Raw genomic sequence first — 13,930 nt, forward strand, 5'->3', positions numbered from 1 at the left:
AGCTTCGTTCCGCACAAGGCTCCGGCTAGAGGCGCAGGCGCGTGGCGCCGGTGAGCTGGGCCTCGCCCGAGACGCGGACGTCCTGGATGCGGCCGTCACGCACCGTCAGATCCACCTGCAGGCGGCTGGGGGAGGGCGGGTGCATGAAGCGCCCCTGCTCGATCAGCGTGGAGGCGCCCGCGAGGCCGCGGTCGTTGAGGAGACAGCCGAGCGGACCGGCGGCCATGCCGGTGGCCGCTTCCTCGGCGATGCCATAGCGGGGTGCGAACATGCGGGTGGTGGCGGCGGTCGCGCTGTCCGGCGTCAGGGCGAAGACATAGACGCCAACCAAGTCGTGCAACTCGCTGAGGTCGTGGAGAGCGGCCAGGTCAGGCGTGACGCCGGTCAGGTCGTCGGGAGCGTTCAGGCCGACCAGGACGAAGCCGTTGCCGGTGTCGACGCGGACGGGCGCGAACCTGCGGTCGACCTGGGACGGCGTGAGCCCTAGGGCGGACAGCATCTCGGCGGCGTCGACGTCGTCATAGACGGGCGGGCGCTGCTGCATGGCCGCGCGGCCGCCGTCCACGAACACCTCACGCAGGCCGTCAATCGTCTCCTTGGTATGCCGGCCGGCGGGCAGGCGGCCGGAGGCGCCGAGATAGCCGAAGGCGGCGATGGTGGCGTGGCCGCAGTGGGCGATCTGGCGGGTGGGAGTGAAGAACTCCAGCTTCAGTGTGGCGACCTCTGAGCGAGAGATGAACGCTGTCTCAGAGAGGCCCGCGCGCGACGCGAGGGCTTGCTTGTCGGATGTGGAAAGGCCGTCGGCGCCCAGCACGAGGCCGGCTGGGTTTCCGCCAGCGCCGCCCGAGGTGAAGGCCGCGACCTGCAGCAGCTCGATCTCGCGGCCGCTCACAGCCCATGCTCCCAGGGCAGTGGCTCGGCCCGGTCGATCTGGATCTCCAGACCCTTGCGATCGGTCTGGATCCAGTACTCTACGATGCGGCCGCGCTCGACGCGATAAACGGCGGAGGAGATCTCGGTCAGGGGCGTCTCGGTGGGCCGCTCGCCGAACACGGACCCAAGGTGCCGGCCCTGCTGGCGCCAGCGCACATAGACCTTGTCGCCGGCCGCCAGGGTTTCAGTGACCTCGAAGTGGAAGGCACCGAAGAGGGCGAGGAACTCGCGCACATGGTCGGCATATTCGGCGGGCGTGCGGACGACTGTGCTCTCGCCTTCGGAGGTCATCTGGTGCGCCTGCACCTGCGGGGCGAAGTAGCGGTCGGCGCGCTCGGGGTGAGCGCCGGAGCGCACCTCGGCCAGAAAGCCGGTGACCACGGCCTGCGGGCTGGCGCTGGCGGGGACCGGGGCGAACAGGGCTGCGGTGTAGAGCAGAGCGGGCAGCATGCGGTCGGGGTTCATGGTCGCCTCACGCGAGGGCTGCGGCGTCGGCCATCAGGCGCGAAAGCCAGCTGTTGCGGGCCACAAGAAAGCGGGTGAGCCGATCGCCGTAGTCGGCCCCGACAGCCTCGCGGACGCTGGTACGTTCGGCGAGCGCCCGGCGCCAGGCGCGGACCTTGGGCGTATGGGCGAAGAGCGCCACATCGGTGAAGCGCTCAAAGGTGTCGAAGTAGCGGAAGACCGGGGCGAAGGCGGCGTCCACCAACGAGAAGGCTGCGCCGGCGAAGAAGGGGCCGTCGCCCAGCGCCTCCTCCAGCCGTTCGAAGCGGCCGGCGAGGTCGGCGCGCCGGCTCTCGAAGGCGGCCTGGTCGGGCGCGTTGTAGAGGCCGCCGATGGCGTCCAGTGTCGCGGAAGCGAAGGCGATCCAGGCGCGGTGCTCGGCCCGCTCGAGCGGATCGGCCGGGTGGAGCTGAGGCGTCAGCGTCTCGTCGAGGTAGTCGCAGATCGGCGCGCTTTCGAACAGCACGCGTCCGTTCACCCTCAGAAGCGGCACCTTGCCAAGCGGCGAGATGGCTTCGAACCAATCCGGCTTGTCGGCGAGGTCGATGTCCGTGCGCCGGAACGGCTGGTTCTTCTCGGACAGGGTGATGGCGGCGCGCTGGGCGTAGGGACAGAGGTGATGGCTGACCAGTTCGAGGTCGGGCATCGCGAAGCTCCTTTCAGGATATGCGTGGAGCTTAGGCGTGGCGGTGACGCAAGCCGAATTGTAAGAATGGCAATCGCGTTTGCAACGGTGCAAGAGCCATGGACGACTGGAACGACCTGAAGCTGGTGCTGGCGATCAGCCGGTCCGGCTCGCTGACCTCGGCGGCGCGCGATCTCGCCGTGGCGCACTCGACCGCCTTCCGCAGGCTGAACGCCCTTGAGGGGCGGCTGGGGGTTCGGCTGTTCGAGCGCCTGCCGGCAGGCGCGTACGCGCCTACGACCGCGGGCGAGCGGATGACGGCGGCGGCCGAGCGGGTGGAAAGCGAGGCCGCGGCGCTCGACCGGGACCTGCTGGGCGCCGACACCCGGTTAAGCGGGACGCTGAAGGTCACCTCGTCCGAGACGCTGGGGTACAAGATCCTGACGCCGCTGATCGCCGAGTTCCGGGAGAAGCACCCGGGCATCGACGTAACCCTGGTGGTGGACAACCGCGTGCTGAGCCTGTCGCGGCGGGAGGCGGACGTGGCGCTGCGGGTGGCCAGGCCCAAGGAGCCGGACCTGCACGGGCGCAAGGTGGCCGAGATCGGCTGGTGCGTTTACGGGGCGCGAAGGCTGCTGGAGGGAGCCGGGCGCATCGAGGCCGCGGACCTGCCGCGCCAGCGCTTCATCGGCTGGGAAGAAGGGGTTGGCGGGATCAACACCGCCGACTGGCTGAATCGCACCTTGCCGGAGGGCGCCTTCGCCTACCGCACCAACAGCGTGATCAACCAGATGATCGCCGCCCGGGCGGGCGTAGGGCTGGCGCTGCTGCCCTGCTACCTGGGCGACGGCGAGCCGCTGCTGGCGCGCGTGCTGCCGGAGCCGCTGCGGGACATCGACCGCGAGCTGTGGATGGTGACCCACGCCGACCTGCGCCGCACGGCGCGGGTGCGGGCCTTCATGGACGTGATCGGCCAGGGCATCGGCGCGCGGCGGGTGGAGATCGCGGGCCGGGCCGACTAGCGCGACTTGCCCTTGCGGCGCTTGAGGAAGGCGAAGGCGGCCAGGCCCGCGAGGCCGAGGGCCACGGCCGAGCCGGCTGCGACACGAGCCCCGGCGCCGGTCACCGTAAATCTGTGGAAAGTCCGGTCCTCAACACCCCACCACGCGCGCGCCGGTTTATGGTAACCGTTCTGAGCGAAGGACAGGGCGGCCTCACGTGCGAGGTCGGCCGCTTCCGACGCCGTCCTTCCGCTGGCGATGATCTCGACAGCGGGACGGGTGGTGCGGGGGTCGTCCGAGAGCTGCCACGTTTCGCGCGTCACTGCGAAGGTTCGCCCCAGGGCGGTCTTCGGGTGGATGGCGGGGCGGTGGCGGAGAAAGCGATCGAAGGATGCGGTCATGCCATGACTGAGGTCGCGATCTTCCTATAACGCGTCGGTCGGCCGCCTCGCCGCAGCCAAGATCGCGAAATAATACCGACCGGTCACAGGTTTCAGAGTTTCCATGCGAGAGTTCATCGATCTTCCCGGCGCTTCGGGCGCCACCTACCGCTTCCGGCTTTGGCCGCAAGGCGCGTCGCATTCCCCCATGGCGGGCAACTATGTGCTGGTGAAAGCCGACGCCGAGGGCGAGGGCTATTCGGTGCTGCAGGCGGGCGTGTCCGACGACCTGTCGGCGGTGCGCGGCACGCTGGAAAAGGCGGCCAAGCGGGGCGCGACCCACATCTTCACGCGCCTGAACGTCTCGCGCGTGGTGCGCACGAGCGAGCACGAAGACATCTCGGCCGCCCTGTCCTCCAAGGCCGGCTAAGCCGCCTTAGATCGTCCTGGAATGGCGCCCGGCCTCGGGCGCCAGATGGGCGTCGAACACGGCGGCGACCGAACGGACCAGAACGCGTCCGGGTTCGGTGACGCGCAGAACCGCGCCGTCCCACTCCACAAGTCCGTCCCGAGCGAAGGGGCAAAGATCGGCGACCTCCCCGCTGATGTCCGCGAGCGCGCGCCCGTGCCGATCGCAGACGGCCTGGAGATCGACGGCCAGGTCGCACATCAGCCGCTCGATGATCTCGCCGCGGAAGCGGTCGTCGGCGGTGATCGCCACGCCTCGGGCGATGGGCAGCTGGCCGGCCGCCACCGCCTGCCGCCAGCCCAGCTCCTGGGCCACGTTCTGCACGAAACCCTGCGGCAGCGAGCCGATGGAGGAGGCGCCCAGTCCCAGCAGGGTCTTGGCCCCGTCGGTGGTGTAGCCCTGGAAGTTGCGGTGCAGGCGCTTGTGGGCGGCGGCGACCGCGAGTTCGTCTTCGGGCAGGGCGAAGTGGTCTAGGCCGATCTGCACATAGCCCTCAGCGATCAGCCGTTCGGCCGCGGCTTCGCTCTGGTCCAGGCGCTCGGAGGGGCCGGGCAGGGCGTCGTCAGCGATCAGCTGCTGGTGGGCCTTCATCCAGGGGACGTGGGCGTAGCCGAACAGGGCGAGACGCTCAGGCCGAAGCGAGACGATCGCGTCCAGGGTGGAAAGGGTGTTGGCCACCGTCTGGTGCGGCAGGCCGTACATCAGGTCGAGGTTGATGGAGCGGACGCCGGCCTCGCGCAGCCAACCGACGCAGGCGGCGATCTCCTCGAAGGCTTCCTTGCGGTTCACGGCCTGCTGGACGACGGGATCGAGGTTCTGCACCCCAAGGCTTGCGCGGTTCAGGCCATGAAAGGCGGCGGCTCGGACCCAGTCGCGGGTCAGAACCGCCGGGTCGAGCTCGGCGGCGATCTCGGCATCGGGGCTGAGGTCGAAGACATGACGCAGGCCGCCGAAGATGGCGGCGAGCTCGTCGGCGTTCAGCATGTTGGGCGTGCCGCCGCCCAGGTGGACGGCGTTGGCGGGGAGGCGCGCGGGCAGAGCGGCTTCGAGCAGCGACAGCTCCTGCAGCAGGAGCTGGACGTAGTCGCTGATCGGCTGGTGGCGGTTCACGGCGCGGGTGTTGCACCCGCAGTACCAGCAGAGCCGGGCGCAAAAGGGGATGTGCAGATAGAGCGAGACGGGATCGTCCGTCGCAAGCTCGGCCAGCCAGGCGCGGTAGGCGGCGGCGTTCACCGCGGGGGTGAACTGAACCGCCGTGGGATAGCTGGTGTAGCGCGGCGCCCGGCCGTCGTACTTGGCGATCAGCTGGGCTTGCGAAAGCGGCGCGGAAGCGAGGGCGAGCGTCATGACGCGAGCCTTGCGCCGCCGCGCCTGGGCGCGCCGTGACCTGGATCAAATCCTCAGGCGGGGCGGTCCTCCGGATCGTCCACAAGGATGCGGGCGGCGTCGCCCGCCGGGTCTTCGTACTGGCCGTTGCGCAGGGTCCACCAGAAGGCGAACAGGCCCATGGCGCCCAGGAACACCGACGCGGGCGCGAGGTAGATCAGCAGGTCCATCAGCGGCTCCTCAGCCGAAGGGCGTTCAGGGTGACGATCAGCGACGAGCCCGACATGGCTAGTGCGGCCACGAAGGGGTTCACCAAGCCGAACATGGCCGCCGGCGTGGCGACCAGATTGTAGAGGGTGGCGAAGCCGAAGTTCTCCATCGCGCGGGTGCGCGATACGCGGGCGGTGTCGACGGACTGCGCCACCGCCATCAGCCCTTCGCCCGAGAAGACGAGATCGGCGGCGTTCTGGCTGGCGTCCAGCGCCGTGCCCGGCGCGATGGCGGCGTGGGCGCGGGCGAGGGCGGCGGCGTCGTTAAGGCCGTCGCCGACCATCAGCACCTTGCGGCCCTGAGCCTTGAGGGCGTCGACGGCGGCCGACTTGCCTTCGGGCGTCAGGCCGGCGCGCCAGTCCTCGATGCCGGCCGCAGCGGCGGCGCGGGCGACGGGATCGGAGAGGTCGCCGGACAGCACCTCCACCGTCAGGCCGCGCGCCTTGAGGGCGGCGATGGCCTGGGCGGCGTCGGGGCGCAGGGCGTCGGTGAAGCGGAAGCGGACCTTGGTGTCGCCTTCGAAGCCGAACCAGATCTCGGTCTCGCCCGAGGTTTCGCCGGAAACGCCTACGAACGAAGCGCGGCCGAGGCGGGCTCGGCGCCCGTCGATCATGCCTTCCACGCCTTGGCCGGGGTGCTCGACCACCTCGATGGCGGCGGGGCCCGGACCGGCTTCCGCGGCCAGAGCCTTGGCCAACGGGTGGGCCGAAGCGCGGGCGAGGGGCGCGGCCGTGGCTACCAGGCCGGTCGGTGCATCGAGCAGGCGCGGCTTGCCCTCGGTGAGCACGCCCGTCTTGTCGAAGACCACATGGTCCACTTCCGCTAGGCGCTCGAGCGCGGCGCCGGACTTCACCAGCACGCCGCGCCGGAACAAGCGGGCGGACGCGCTGATCTGCACGGCGGGGACGGCGAGGCCGAGGGCGCAGGGGCAGGTGATGATCAGCACGGCGACGGCGCGCAGCAGGGCCTCGCGCGGGCCAAGGCCCAGGGCCCAGCCGCCGGCGAAGGTCAGGGCCGCGGCGGTGTGCACCACCGGCACGTAAATGGCCGAGGCCTTGTCGGCCAGGCGGACGTACTTGGACTTGGCCTGGGCGCCGGCCTCAACCAGGCGCGCGATGGCGGCGACGGCCGAGTCCTCGCTGCGGGCCGTGGCGGTCAGGCGCAGCAGGCCCGACAGGTTAAGAGCGCCGGCGCGGCAGAGCTCGCCTTCCTGCACCGGAACGGGCGCGGTTTCGCCGGTGAGCAGGGCGTTGTCGAGCTCTGAGACACCAGCGGTGACGCGGCCGTCCACGGGGATCCGCTCGCCCGGGCGGACCAGCACCTCGTCACCAACTGCGACGTCGCTGAGCGGCTTGATGCGCTCGCGTCCCTGTCCATCGAGCACGGTGGCGGCGGGGGCCTGCAGGGCCAGAAGGTCGGCGGCGGCGCTGCGAGCCTTGGCGCGCAACTGGTGGTCCAGCCAGCGGCCGATCAGCAGCAGGAACAGCAGGGAAACGGCGGCGTCGAAATAGGCGTCCGGCCCGCCGAGGATGGTCTCGGAGAAGCTGATGGCCAGGGTGAGGATCACGCCGATGGAGATCGGCACGTCCATGTTGGCCCGGCGGGCCCGCAGCGAGCGCCAGGCGCTCTCGAAGAAGGGCATGCCGGCGTAAAGGGCGCAGGGCGTGGCGACCAGGGCGCTCCACCACTGCATGAAGGTCCGGGTGGCCGGGCCGAGCTCCTGCCCGAACAGGCCGGCCCACAGCGGCACGGTGAACATCATGCTGTTCATGGCGCCAAAGGCGGCCACGGCCAGGCAGAGGATCAGGCGGCGGCCTTCCTTGTCGTGCGCGAGCGCGGCCTGCCCGGGATCGTAGGGCGTGGCGGGGTAGCCGGCCGCTTCCACGGCCGCGATCACGGCGGCGGGGTCAGCGCCCTGGGCGCTCCTGAAGGCGACCGTGAGCTTGCCGGAGGTGAGGTTCAGGCGAGCGCTTTCCACGCCGCCGACGGCGGCGGCCTCGCGCTCGATCTTGGACAGGCAGCTGGCGCAGCGGGCGCCCTTGACCAGCAGCTCCAGAGTGGGAGAGCCGCCGTCGCGACGCTTGAGGAACGCCGAAAGGTCCGGGGCGCGGGCCAGGTCGTAGGTCAGGGCCACGTGAGCCTCCGTTCGGCTTCAAAGGCGTTGTTGCGGGCGTCGTGGGCGAACAGGGTCAGGTCCCAACTGCCGGCCAGGCCCTTGGCGTCGGCGACGTAGCGGCCGGGTTCGACCTCGCGGAAGGCCAGGGTGATCTTGCCGGCTTCGGTGGCGGGGCGCTCCAGGCGGCCACGAATGGTCAGCCCGACCAGCGGGGCGTCCTGGGCGTCGCGCATCTGGATGGCGACGACGCCGCCTTCCTGCGCGGCGGAGGCGCGCCAGCCGAGGCGTTCCTGGGCGGCTATCTGCTCCAGCTTCTTGTTGTAGAGGAGGCCGTCCTCGTAGGGCGTCACCGACACCTGGCCGGGGAAGGTCCGCAGGGCCATGACGGTGAAGGCCACGTCCACGGCGATCACCACCGCGAAGAAGGCGATCATCCCGGCCAGGACGTGCCAGCCGGTGATGCGGAAGGGACGGCGAGCGCGGCGGGGCTCGAGGCTGGCGACGCTCATCGGGCGGCTCCGGTGACAAAGGTGGTCTTGGCGACGGCCTCCACCTTGCCGTCGGTGACGGTGAAGGCGGCGGGCAGGTCGGGGGCGGTGAGGGCGGCCGGCGGCGCGTTCACGAAAATCCGCACGGCGGTGACCTCGTTGGGCGGAGCGATGACGGTAAGCACGCCTTCGGTGGCGGGCTCGCCGGGGATCTTCAGCTTGGCGCCCGGAACGCCGGCGAAGGCGACCTGCAGCGTCTTGGGCTCGAAGCCGCGGTTGGCGATCTTCAGGGTGTAGCCGTCACGCACAGCGCCATCGTGCAGGCGCACGTACATGGGGTTGCGGTCGCGCAGAGCGTGAAGATCCAGAGTGCTTCGGTTGGCGAAGCCCCACAGCATCAGCCCGCTGACCAGCGCCAGGGCTGCGCCGTAGTAGACGGTGCGGGGACGCACCAGCGGGTAGACGGGCGTCTGCTTGGCCGCCCGTGCGGCGACGGCGGCATCGGTGTCGTAGGCGATCAGGGCCTTGGGCCTGCCAAGCTTGCCCATGATCTCGTCGCAGGCGTCGATGCACAGGCCGCAGTTGATGCATTCCAGCTGGGGGCCGTTGCGGATGTCGATGCCCATGGGGCAGGCGACCACGCACTGGTTGCAGTCCACGCAGTCGCCGCGTCCTTCCCAGGAGGCGTTCTTCTTGTGGGCGCCGCGGGGCTCGCCGCGGTCGGTGCGGTAGGTGACCTGCAAGGAGTGCTGGTCGAGCATGGCGCCCTGGATGCGCGGCCAGGGGCACATGTAGGTGCAGACCTGCTCGCGCATGAAGCCGGCCAGCAGGTAGGTCGTGCCGGTCAGCACGGCGCAGGAGACGTAGGCGGTGGCCGGCGCCTTTCCGACCCAGAAGTCGCGGATCAGGTTTGGCGCGTCGTGGAAGTAGAAGATCCACGCGCCGCCGGTGCCGAATGCGATGGCGAGCCAGACGAGGTGCTTGCCGGTTTTGCGCCAGAGCTTGTCGAAGCTCATAGGCGCGGCGTCCAGGCGCATGCGGGCGTTGCGGTCGCCCTCGAACAGGCGCTCGACGTAGATGTAGAGATCCGTCCAGACCGTCTGCGGGCAGGCGTAGCCGCACCACAGACGGCCGAACAGGGCCGTCGTCAGGAAGAGGGCCAGGGCCGCCATCACCAGCAGGCCGGTGATGAAGTAGACCTCCTGAGGCCACAGCTGGATCCAGAAGAAGTAGAACCGCTGGCCGGTGAAATCGACCAGCACGGCCTGGTCCGGCAGGGCGCCGGGACGCTCCCACCGAAGCCAGGGCGTGACGTAGTAGATAGCCAGCGTCCCGATCAGCAGGGCCCACTTGATGGCCCGCCAGCGGCCGTGCACCAGCTTCGGGTAGATCGGCACCCGAGCCTGGTAGAGGTCGCCCGCGGCCTTCTTCTGCCGCACCCGCTCGGCGGCCGAGACGGGAGTTCCGCCCGGGCCGGCGCGACGCTGGGCCGGATCAGGCCCGCGGGTGCGGTCGATGACGACGGTCACTGGCGCTACTGACCCCCAGCGTTGGCGTGGACGTAGACGGTCAGGGCCTTGATGGTCTCAGGGTCCAGACGCTTGCCCCAGGTCGGCATGACGCCGCCGCGGCCGTTCCAGATCTGCGCCTTGATGTCCTCGCGGTCCGAGCCATAGAGCCACTCGGCGTCCGTCAGGTTCGGGGCGCCCATGGCCTGGGCGCCCGTGCCGTCAGGAGCGTGACAGGCGGCGCATTGCTCCTGATAGAGCGTCGAGGCGCGCGCCACGGCGGCGGCGTCGGCCTTACGGCGCGACAGGTGGACCACGTACTCGGTCAGGTCGTCGATCTGGGCGGGCTGGAGCATCTGGTCACGGCCGAAGGCGGGCATCTGCGACAGGCGTGCGCCGTCCTCGCCCGAGCGGACGCCCACCTCGATGGTGTGGTGGATGTCCTCCAGGCTGCCGCCCCAGAGCCAGACGTCGTCGCGCAGGTTGGGGTAACCCTTGGACCCTGCGCCGCCCGTTCCGTGGCAGGTGGCGCAGTTGTCGCCGAACACCGAGGCGCCGAGGGCCAGGGCGTAGGCCTGCAGCTGCGGATCGGCTTCGATCTGCTCCAGGCTGGCGTTGGTCAGCTTGGCCGCTTCCTTGCCGCGGATCTGCTTGAACTCGGTCAGGTCCTGGGCCACCTCGGCCCGGTCGGACTTGCCCAGCAGCCCCTTGGTGTAGCCGTTGATGCCCGGCCAGGCCGGCATCAGGATCCAGTAGACCACGCAGAAGGCGACGCTGGCCCACATCACCCACAGCCACCAGCGGGGCAGGGGATTGTCGAGCTCGCGGATGCCGTCCCACTCGTGACCGGTGGTCTCGACGCCGGTGTGTTCGTCGATCTTGCGGTCAGACATGATCGCTCTCGTCCTTCTCGAGCGGAAGTTGGGCGAGGCGCTGGAACGCCTCCTTGTTCTTGGGCCAAAGGGCGTAGATCAGGCCGGCCAGGAAAATGGCGGCGAAGTAGAGGGTCCCGCCCTGCTGGGCGAAGCGGGCCACCGTCTCGTATTCGAGGCCGCTCATCGCAGGTTCTCCGGGGCCTCGGCCTTGTAGGTCTTGAAGTCGACCAGGGTGCCGAGCATCTGCAGATAGGCCACCAGGGCGTCCATTTCGGTCACCCGCTCAGGATCGCCGTCGAAGTCGCGCTGGGCGATCTTGGCGCCGTAGCGCTGCTTCAGCTTGGGGCCGTTGCTGTCGAAGGGATCGGCCTGGGCCAGGAGGTCCGCTTCGGCGTTCTCGATCTGCTCGGCGGTGTATGGCACGCCGACCTTCTTCATGGCGGCGAGCTTCTGCTGGATGTCGTGGTAGTCGAGGTCGGTCTTCGCCAGGAAGGCGTAGGGCGGCATGACCGACTCCGGCACCACCGCGCGCGGGTCGATCAGGTGGGCCTTGTGCCACTCGTCCGAGTACTTGCCGCCGACGCGGGCCAGATCAGGCCCGGTGCGCTTCGACCCCCATTGGAACGGGTGGTCGTACATGCTCTCGGCGGCCAGGCTGTAGTGGCCGTAGCGCTCCACCTCGTCACGCAGCGGGCGGATCATCTGGGAGTGGCAGACGTAGCAGCCTTCGCGCAGGTAGATGTCGCGGCCGCGCAGCTCCAGCGGGGTGTAGGGGCGGACGCCCTGCACCTTTTCGACCGTGCTTTCGAGGTAGAAGAGGGGGCTGATCTCCACGAGGCCGCCGATGGCGACGACCACGAGGATCCCGATCAGCAGGACGAGCGAATGGCGCTCGAACTTGCCGTGGTGCTTCCAGAGGGACATTTGCGGGTGCTTCCCTATTCCGCCGCGATGGCGACGGGGGCGGCGGGACCGGCGGCCGCGGCTTCGCTCTGGGCGAGGCTGGGCATGCGGATCGTGCGCCACAGGTTGTAGGCCATGATCACCGCGCCGCTGAGGTACATGAGACCTCCGAGCGTACGGATGACGTTCTCGATGTGCTTGGCGGCGACCGTCTCGACGAAGGAGTTCGCCAGGAAGCCCTGCGGCGTGTATTCGCGCCACATCAGGCCTTCCATGATCCCGGAGACCCACATCGCGCAGATGTAGAGCAGGATCCCGGTGGTCGCGATCCAGAAGTGCCACTCGACCAGACGGTTCGAATACAGGCCGCTCTTCTTCCAGAGCCACGGAACCATGCAGTAGATGGCGCCGAAGCTGATGAAGCCGACCCAGCCCAGCGCGCCCGAGTGGACGTGGCCGATGCCCCAGTCGGTGTAGTGGCTGAGCGAGTTGACCGCCCGGATCGACATCAGCGGGCCTTCGAAGGTGGCCATGCCGTAGAAGGCGATGGAGACGACCATCATCCGGACCACCGGGTCGGTGCGCAGCTTGTCCCAGGCGCCCGAGAGGGTCATCAGGCCGTTGATCATGCCGCCCCAGGACGGCATCCACAGCATGATCGAGAAGGTCATGCCCAGGGTCTGGGCCCACTGCGGCAGGGCCGTGAAGTGCAGGTGGTGGGGACCTGCCCAGATGTAGATGAAGATCAGCGCCCAGAAGTGGACGATGGACAGGCGGTACGAATAGACCGGCCGCTCCACCCGCTTGGGCACGAAGTAGTACATCATGGCCAGGAAGCCGGCGGTCAGGAAGAAGCCGACCGCGTTGTGGCCGTACCACCACTGCACCAGGGCGTCCTGGACGCCCGAGAACACCGAGTAGCTGGTGTGGTTCAGCAGGCTGACCGGCATCGCCAGGTTGTTGACGATGTGGAGCATCGCGATGGTCACGATGAAGGCCAGGTAGAACCAGTTGGCCACGTAGATGTGCGGCTCTTTGCGCTTCCAGATCGTGCCCAGGAAGACGAGCAGGTAGGCGACCCAGACAACGGTCAGCCACAGGTCCACGTACCACTCGGGCTCGGCGTACTCCTTGGACTGGGTGATGCCGGCCAGGTAGCCGGTGGCGGCCAGCACGATGAACAGCTGGTAGCCCCAGAAGACGAACCACGGCCAGATGCCGCCGGCCAGACGCGCCTTGCAGGTGCGCTGGACGACGTAGAAGGAGGTGGCGATCAGCGCATTGCCGCCGAAGGCGAAGATCACGCCCGAGGTGTGCAGGGGGCGCAGCCGCCCGAAGTTCAGCCAGCCCGCTTCGGGGAAGTAGAGCTGAGCGGGCCAGGAAAGCTGGGCGGCGATGAACACGCCGGCCAGCAGGCCGACGACGGCCCAGAACATGGTGGCGATCACGCCGGCGCGGATGACGCCGTCCTCGTAGCGGCCCGCATCGAAGCGGAAGCGGCCGGAGGACAGGCCCACGGTCATCACCGAGGAGGCCAGCACGAAGGCGCCCAGGAAAACGTAGCCGTGCAGGCGGAAGGATGGGTCCTGCGTGAAGGCGGCAGCCAGCAGGCTGACCAGCGCGCCTACAGCGCAGAAGGTGAAGAGGAGGATGGCCCCGAAGGGCGTGTCCTCCTGGCGAGCGGTTATGGCTGTCATGGCCCCCGACGAGTCACATGGGTGGATCTGTGCTCGTCAGTGCGCCGGGTGCGGCCAAGCCGCCTTGATCCAGGTCAAGGCGTTCCTAGGGGCGGTGGACGACAAGGCGGGTGTTCAAGGAGCCCGCCGCTATGTCCCAAGCCGCCTCACGCGACCTGACCTTTCTGGGGATCGGGCTGCTCGCTTCGGCCGCCATGTCCGGCGTACTGGCCTGGCTGCACATGCGGGCGCTGTCGCAGGCCTATGGCGTGATCTGCGGCTCGGGCGGCGGCGAGCTGGCGCACTGCCCGGCGTGCTATGCGGCGGTGGGCTTCCTGGCGTCGGGCCTGCTAGCCCTGGCCGTCGCGGCACTGCCGCGGATGCGCCGGCTGAAGGCGGCGGCCTAGACCGCGGTCGCAGCCAGGGCCCAGGCGAGGCCCGCGCCGGCGATGCTGAGGCCGTAGGGCATTCGGCGACGCTCGGCGCCCGGGCCGTTTGCGGCGGCGGGCGCCAGCCGACGTGCGGCGATGGTCAGGGCCGCCTGGACGCCGCCGACGAGGGCCAGAGCCATGACGAACACCGGCAGGCTCTCGAAGGGCATCCACATGGCGGCGGCTGCGAGCAGCTTGACGTCTCCGCCGCCCATGCCGCCCACCAAGTAAAGGGCGAGAACCGCACCCCCGATCACCGCGACCGAGGCGCCGCGCGAGAGCCATTCGCCTGCGCCGTCGGGAAGGGCGAGCAGCAGGGCGGCAAGGGCCAGGGCGGCGCACAGGGCGTTGGGGATGCGGTAGCTGGTAACGTCCCAGACCGCGGCGACCACGAGGATCAGGCAGAAGACGGCCAGCGCGAACAT

Annotated in this window: 17 protein-coding genes; 3 read left to right on the top strand and 14 right to left on the bottom strand. The window is 69.5% G+C overall.

Going from position 1 to position 13,930, the window contains the following annotated elements; translation table 11 throughout:
• Positions 1 to 25 precede the first annotated feature (25 nt).
• The 3 genes from DJ018_RS09885 to DJ018_RS09895 are packed head-to-tail and all read right to left on the bottom strand — an operon-like array spanning position 26 to position 2,083.
• Positions 26 to 892, bottom strand: a complete 867-nt coding sequence (locus tag DJ018_RS09885; protein WP_111514801.1) for a PhzF family phenazine biosynthesis protein — start codon at positions 890 to 892, stop codon at positions 26 to 28.
• Positions 889 to 1,398 carry an ester cyclase gene (locus tag DJ018_RS09890; RefSeq protein ID WP_111514802.1) on the bottom strand — a complete coding sequence of 170 codons (510 nt, stop codon included), beginning with the start codon at positions 1,396 to 1,398 and terminating at the stop codon, positions 889 to 891. The genes DJ018_RS09885 and DJ018_RS09890 overlap by 4 nt, the downstream gene beginning before the upstream one ends.
• A 7-nt stretch (positions 1,399 to 1,405) precedes the next feature.
• Positions 1,406 to 2,083 (bottom strand): glutathione S-transferase family protein, encoded by a 678-nt coding sequence (locus tag DJ018_RS09895; RefSeq protein ID WP_111514803.1) that lies wholly within the window; start codon positions 2,081 to 2,083, stop codon positions 1,406 to 1,408.
• Between the two features lie 98 nt (positions 2,084 to 2,181).
• Between DJ018_RS09895 and DJ018_RS09900 the strand changes: the two genes are divergently transcribed.
• Positions 2,182 to 3,084 carry a LysR family transcriptional regulator gene (locus tag DJ018_RS09900; RefSeq protein ID WP_111514804.1) on the top strand — a complete coding sequence of 301 codons (903 nt, stop codon included), beginning with the start codon at positions 2,182 to 2,184 and terminating at the stop codon, positions 3,082 to 3,084.
• On the opposite strand, the gene DJ018_RS09905 is transcribed toward DJ018_RS09900, so the two are convergent.
• A complete protein-coding gene (locus DJ018_RS09905) occupies positions 3,081 to 3,464 on the bottom strand; it encodes a hypothetical protein (RefSeq protein WP_111514805.1) in 384 nt (127 codons plus the stop codon). The two genes, DJ018_RS09900 and DJ018_RS09905, sit on opposite strands and share 4 nt — an antisense overlap.
• A 103-nt stretch (positions 3,465 to 3,567) precedes the next feature.
• Here DJ018_RS09905 and DJ018_RS09910 point away from each other — a divergent pair, with 103 nt between their 5' ends.
• Entirely contained in the window at positions 3,568 to 3,873 is a 306-nt protein-coding gene (locus DJ018_RS09910; RefSeq protein WP_111514806.1) for a hypothetical protein, read from the top strand.
• A gap of 6 nt (positions 3,874 to 3,879) precedes the next feature.
• Here the strand turns inward: DJ018_RS09910 and hemN are convergent, their stop codons facing one another.
• Genes hemN through ccoN form a run of 9 tightly spaced genes read right to left on the bottom strand, consistent with a single transcriptional unit; the run spans position 3,880 to position 12,921 of the window.
• The gene (gene hemN, locus DJ018_RS09915) at positions 3,880 to 5,259 is read right to left on the bottom strand and encodes an oxygen-independent coproporphyrinogen III oxidase (RefSeq protein WP_111514807.1); all 1,380 of its coding nucleotides are present in this window, start codon (positions 5,257 to 5,259) and stop codon (positions 3,880 to 3,882) included.
• A 53-nt stretch (positions 5,260 to 5,312) separates the two neighbouring features.
• On the bottom strand, positions 5,313 to 5,468 hold the full coding sequence (gene ccoS / locus DJ018_RS09920) for a cbb3-type cytochrome oxidase assembly protein CcoS (RefSeq protein WP_111514808.1): 156 nt from the start codon (positions 5,466 to 5,468) through the stop codon (positions 5,313 to 5,315).
• Positions 5,468 to 7,636 carry a heavy metal translocating P-type ATPase gene (locus tag DJ018_RS09925; protein WP_111515280.1) on the bottom strand — a complete coding sequence of 723 codons (2,169 nt, stop codon included), beginning with the start codon at positions 7,634 to 7,636 and terminating at the stop codon, positions 5,468 to 5,470. Before DJ018_RS09925 ends, ccoS begins: the two co-directional genes overlap by 1 nt.
• Positions 7,633 to 8,133 (bottom strand): FixH family protein, encoded by a 501-nt coding sequence (locus tag DJ018_RS09930; protein WP_111514809.1) that lies wholly within the window; start codon positions 8,131 to 8,133, stop codon positions 7,633 to 7,635. The genes DJ018_RS09925 and DJ018_RS09930 overlap by 4 nt, the downstream gene beginning before the upstream one ends.
• On the bottom strand, positions 8,130 to 9,641 hold the full coding sequence (ccoG, locus tag DJ018_RS09935) for a cytochrome c oxidase accessory protein CcoG (protein WP_111514810.1): 1,512 nt from the start codon (positions 9,639 to 9,641) through the stop codon (positions 8,130 to 8,132). The genes DJ018_RS09930 and ccoG overlap by 4 nt, the downstream gene beginning before the upstream one ends.
• Positions 9,642 to 9,646: 5 nt before the next feature.
• A complete protein-coding gene (gene ccoP, locus DJ018_RS09940; RefSeq protein WP_111514811.1) occupies positions 9,647 to 10,513 on the bottom strand; it encodes a cytochrome-c oxidase, cbb3-type subunit III in 867 nt (288 codons plus the stop codon).
• Positions 10,506 to 10,679: a cbb3-type cytochrome c oxidase subunit 3 gene (locus DJ018_RS09945; protein WP_111514812.1), complete on the bottom strand. Its 174-nt coding sequence runs from the start codon at positions 10,677 to 10,679 to the stop codon at positions 10,506 to 10,508. The genes ccoP and DJ018_RS09945 overlap by 8 nt, the downstream gene beginning before the upstream one ends.
• Complete coding sequence (ccoO, locus tag DJ018_RS09950; RefSeq protein ID WP_111514813.1) at positions 10,676 to 11,419, bottom strand: cytochrome-c oxidase, cbb3-type subunit II; 744 nt, start codon at positions 11,417 to 11,419, stop codon at positions 10,676 to 10,678. Before ccoO ends, DJ018_RS09945 begins: the two co-directional genes overlap by 4 nt.
• Positions 11,420 to 11,433: 14 nt before the next feature.
• Positions 11,434 to 12,921 (bottom strand): cytochrome-c oxidase, cbb3-type subunit I, encoded by a 1,488-nt coding sequence (ccoN, locus tag DJ018_RS09955; RefSeq protein ID WP_240609535.1) that lies wholly within the window; start codon positions 12,919 to 12,921, stop codon positions 11,434 to 11,436.
• A 305-nt stretch (positions 12,922 to 13,226) separates the two neighbouring features.
• Here ccoN and DJ018_RS09960 point away from each other — a divergent pair, with 305 nt between their 5' ends.
• The gene (locus DJ018_RS09960; protein ID WP_111514815.1) at positions 13,227 to 13,481 is read left to right on the top strand and encodes a hypothetical protein; all 255 of its coding nucleotides are present in this window, start codon (positions 13,227 to 13,229) and stop codon (positions 13,479 to 13,481) included.
• On the opposite strand, the gene DJ018_RS09965 is transcribed toward DJ018_RS09960, so the two are convergent.
• On the bottom strand, positions 13,478 to 13,930 hold the full coding sequence (locus DJ018_RS09965) for an A24 family peptidase (RefSeq protein ID WP_111514816.1): 453 nt from the start codon (positions 13,928 to 13,930) through the stop codon (positions 13,478 to 13,480). The two genes, DJ018_RS09960 and DJ018_RS09965, sit on opposite strands and share 4 nt — an antisense overlap.

The organism is Phenylobacterium deserti (assembly GCF_003254705.1).
Taxonomy (GTDB): Bacteria; Pseudomonadota; Alphaproteobacteria; order Caulobacterales; family Caulobacteraceae; genus Phenylobacterium; species Phenylobacterium deserti.

Coding starts and splice junctions, on each gene's coding strand:
- ccoO (WP_111514813.1), bottom strand. CDS start 11,419: ATGTCCCTCTGGAAGCACCACGGCAAGTTCGAGCGCCATTCGCTCGTC.
- DJ018_RS09895 (WP_111514803.1), bottom strand. CDS start 2,083: ATGCCCGACCTCGAACTGGTCAGCCATCACCTCTGTCCCTACGCCCAG.
- DJ018_RS09945 (WP_111514812.1), bottom strand. CDS start 10,679: ATGAGCGGCCTCGAATACGAGACGGTGGCCCGCTTCGCCCAGCAGGGC.
- DJ018_RS09905 (WP_111514805.1), bottom strand. CDS start 3,464: ATGACCGCATCCTTCGATCGCTTTCTCCGCCACCGCCCCGCCATCCAC.
- DJ018_RS09965 (WP_111514816.1), bottom strand. CDS start 13,930: ATGTTCGCGCTGGCCGTCTTCTGCCTGATCCTCGTGGTCGCCGCGGTC.
- hemN (WP_111514807.1), bottom strand. CDS start 5,259: ATGACGCTCGCCCTCGCTTCCGCGCCGCTTTCGCAAGCCCAGCTGATC.
- DJ018_RS09960 (WP_111514815.1), top strand. CDS start 13,227: ATGTCCCAAGCCGCCTCACGCGACCTGACCTTTCTGGGGATCGGGCTG.
- ccoS (WP_111514808.1), bottom strand. CDS start 5,468: ATGGACCTGCTGATCTACCTCGCGCCCGCGTCGGTGTTCCTGGGCGCC.
- DJ018_RS09900 (WP_111514804.1), top strand. CDS start 2,182: ATGGACGACTGGAACGACCTGAAGCTGGTGCTGGCGATCAGCCGGTCC.
- ccoN (WP_240609535.1), bottom strand. CDS start 12,921: ATGACCGTGGGCCTGTCCTCCGGCCGCTTCCGCTTCGATGCGGGCCGC.
- DJ018_RS09910 (WP_111514806.1), top strand. CDS start 3,568: ATGCGAGAGTTCATCGATCTTCCCGGCGCTTCGGGCGCCACCTACCGC.
- DJ018_RS09890 (WP_111514802.1), bottom strand. CDS start 1,398: ATGAACCCCGACCGCATGCTGCCCGCTCTGCTCTACACCGCAGCCCTG.
- ccoP (WP_111514811.1), bottom strand. CDS start 10,513: ATGTCTGACCGCAAGATCGACGAACACACCGGCGTCGAGACCACCGGT.
- DJ018_RS09930 (WP_111514809.1), bottom strand. CDS start 8,133: ATGAGCGTCGCCAGCCTCGAGCCCCGCCGCGCTCGCCGTCCCTTCCGC.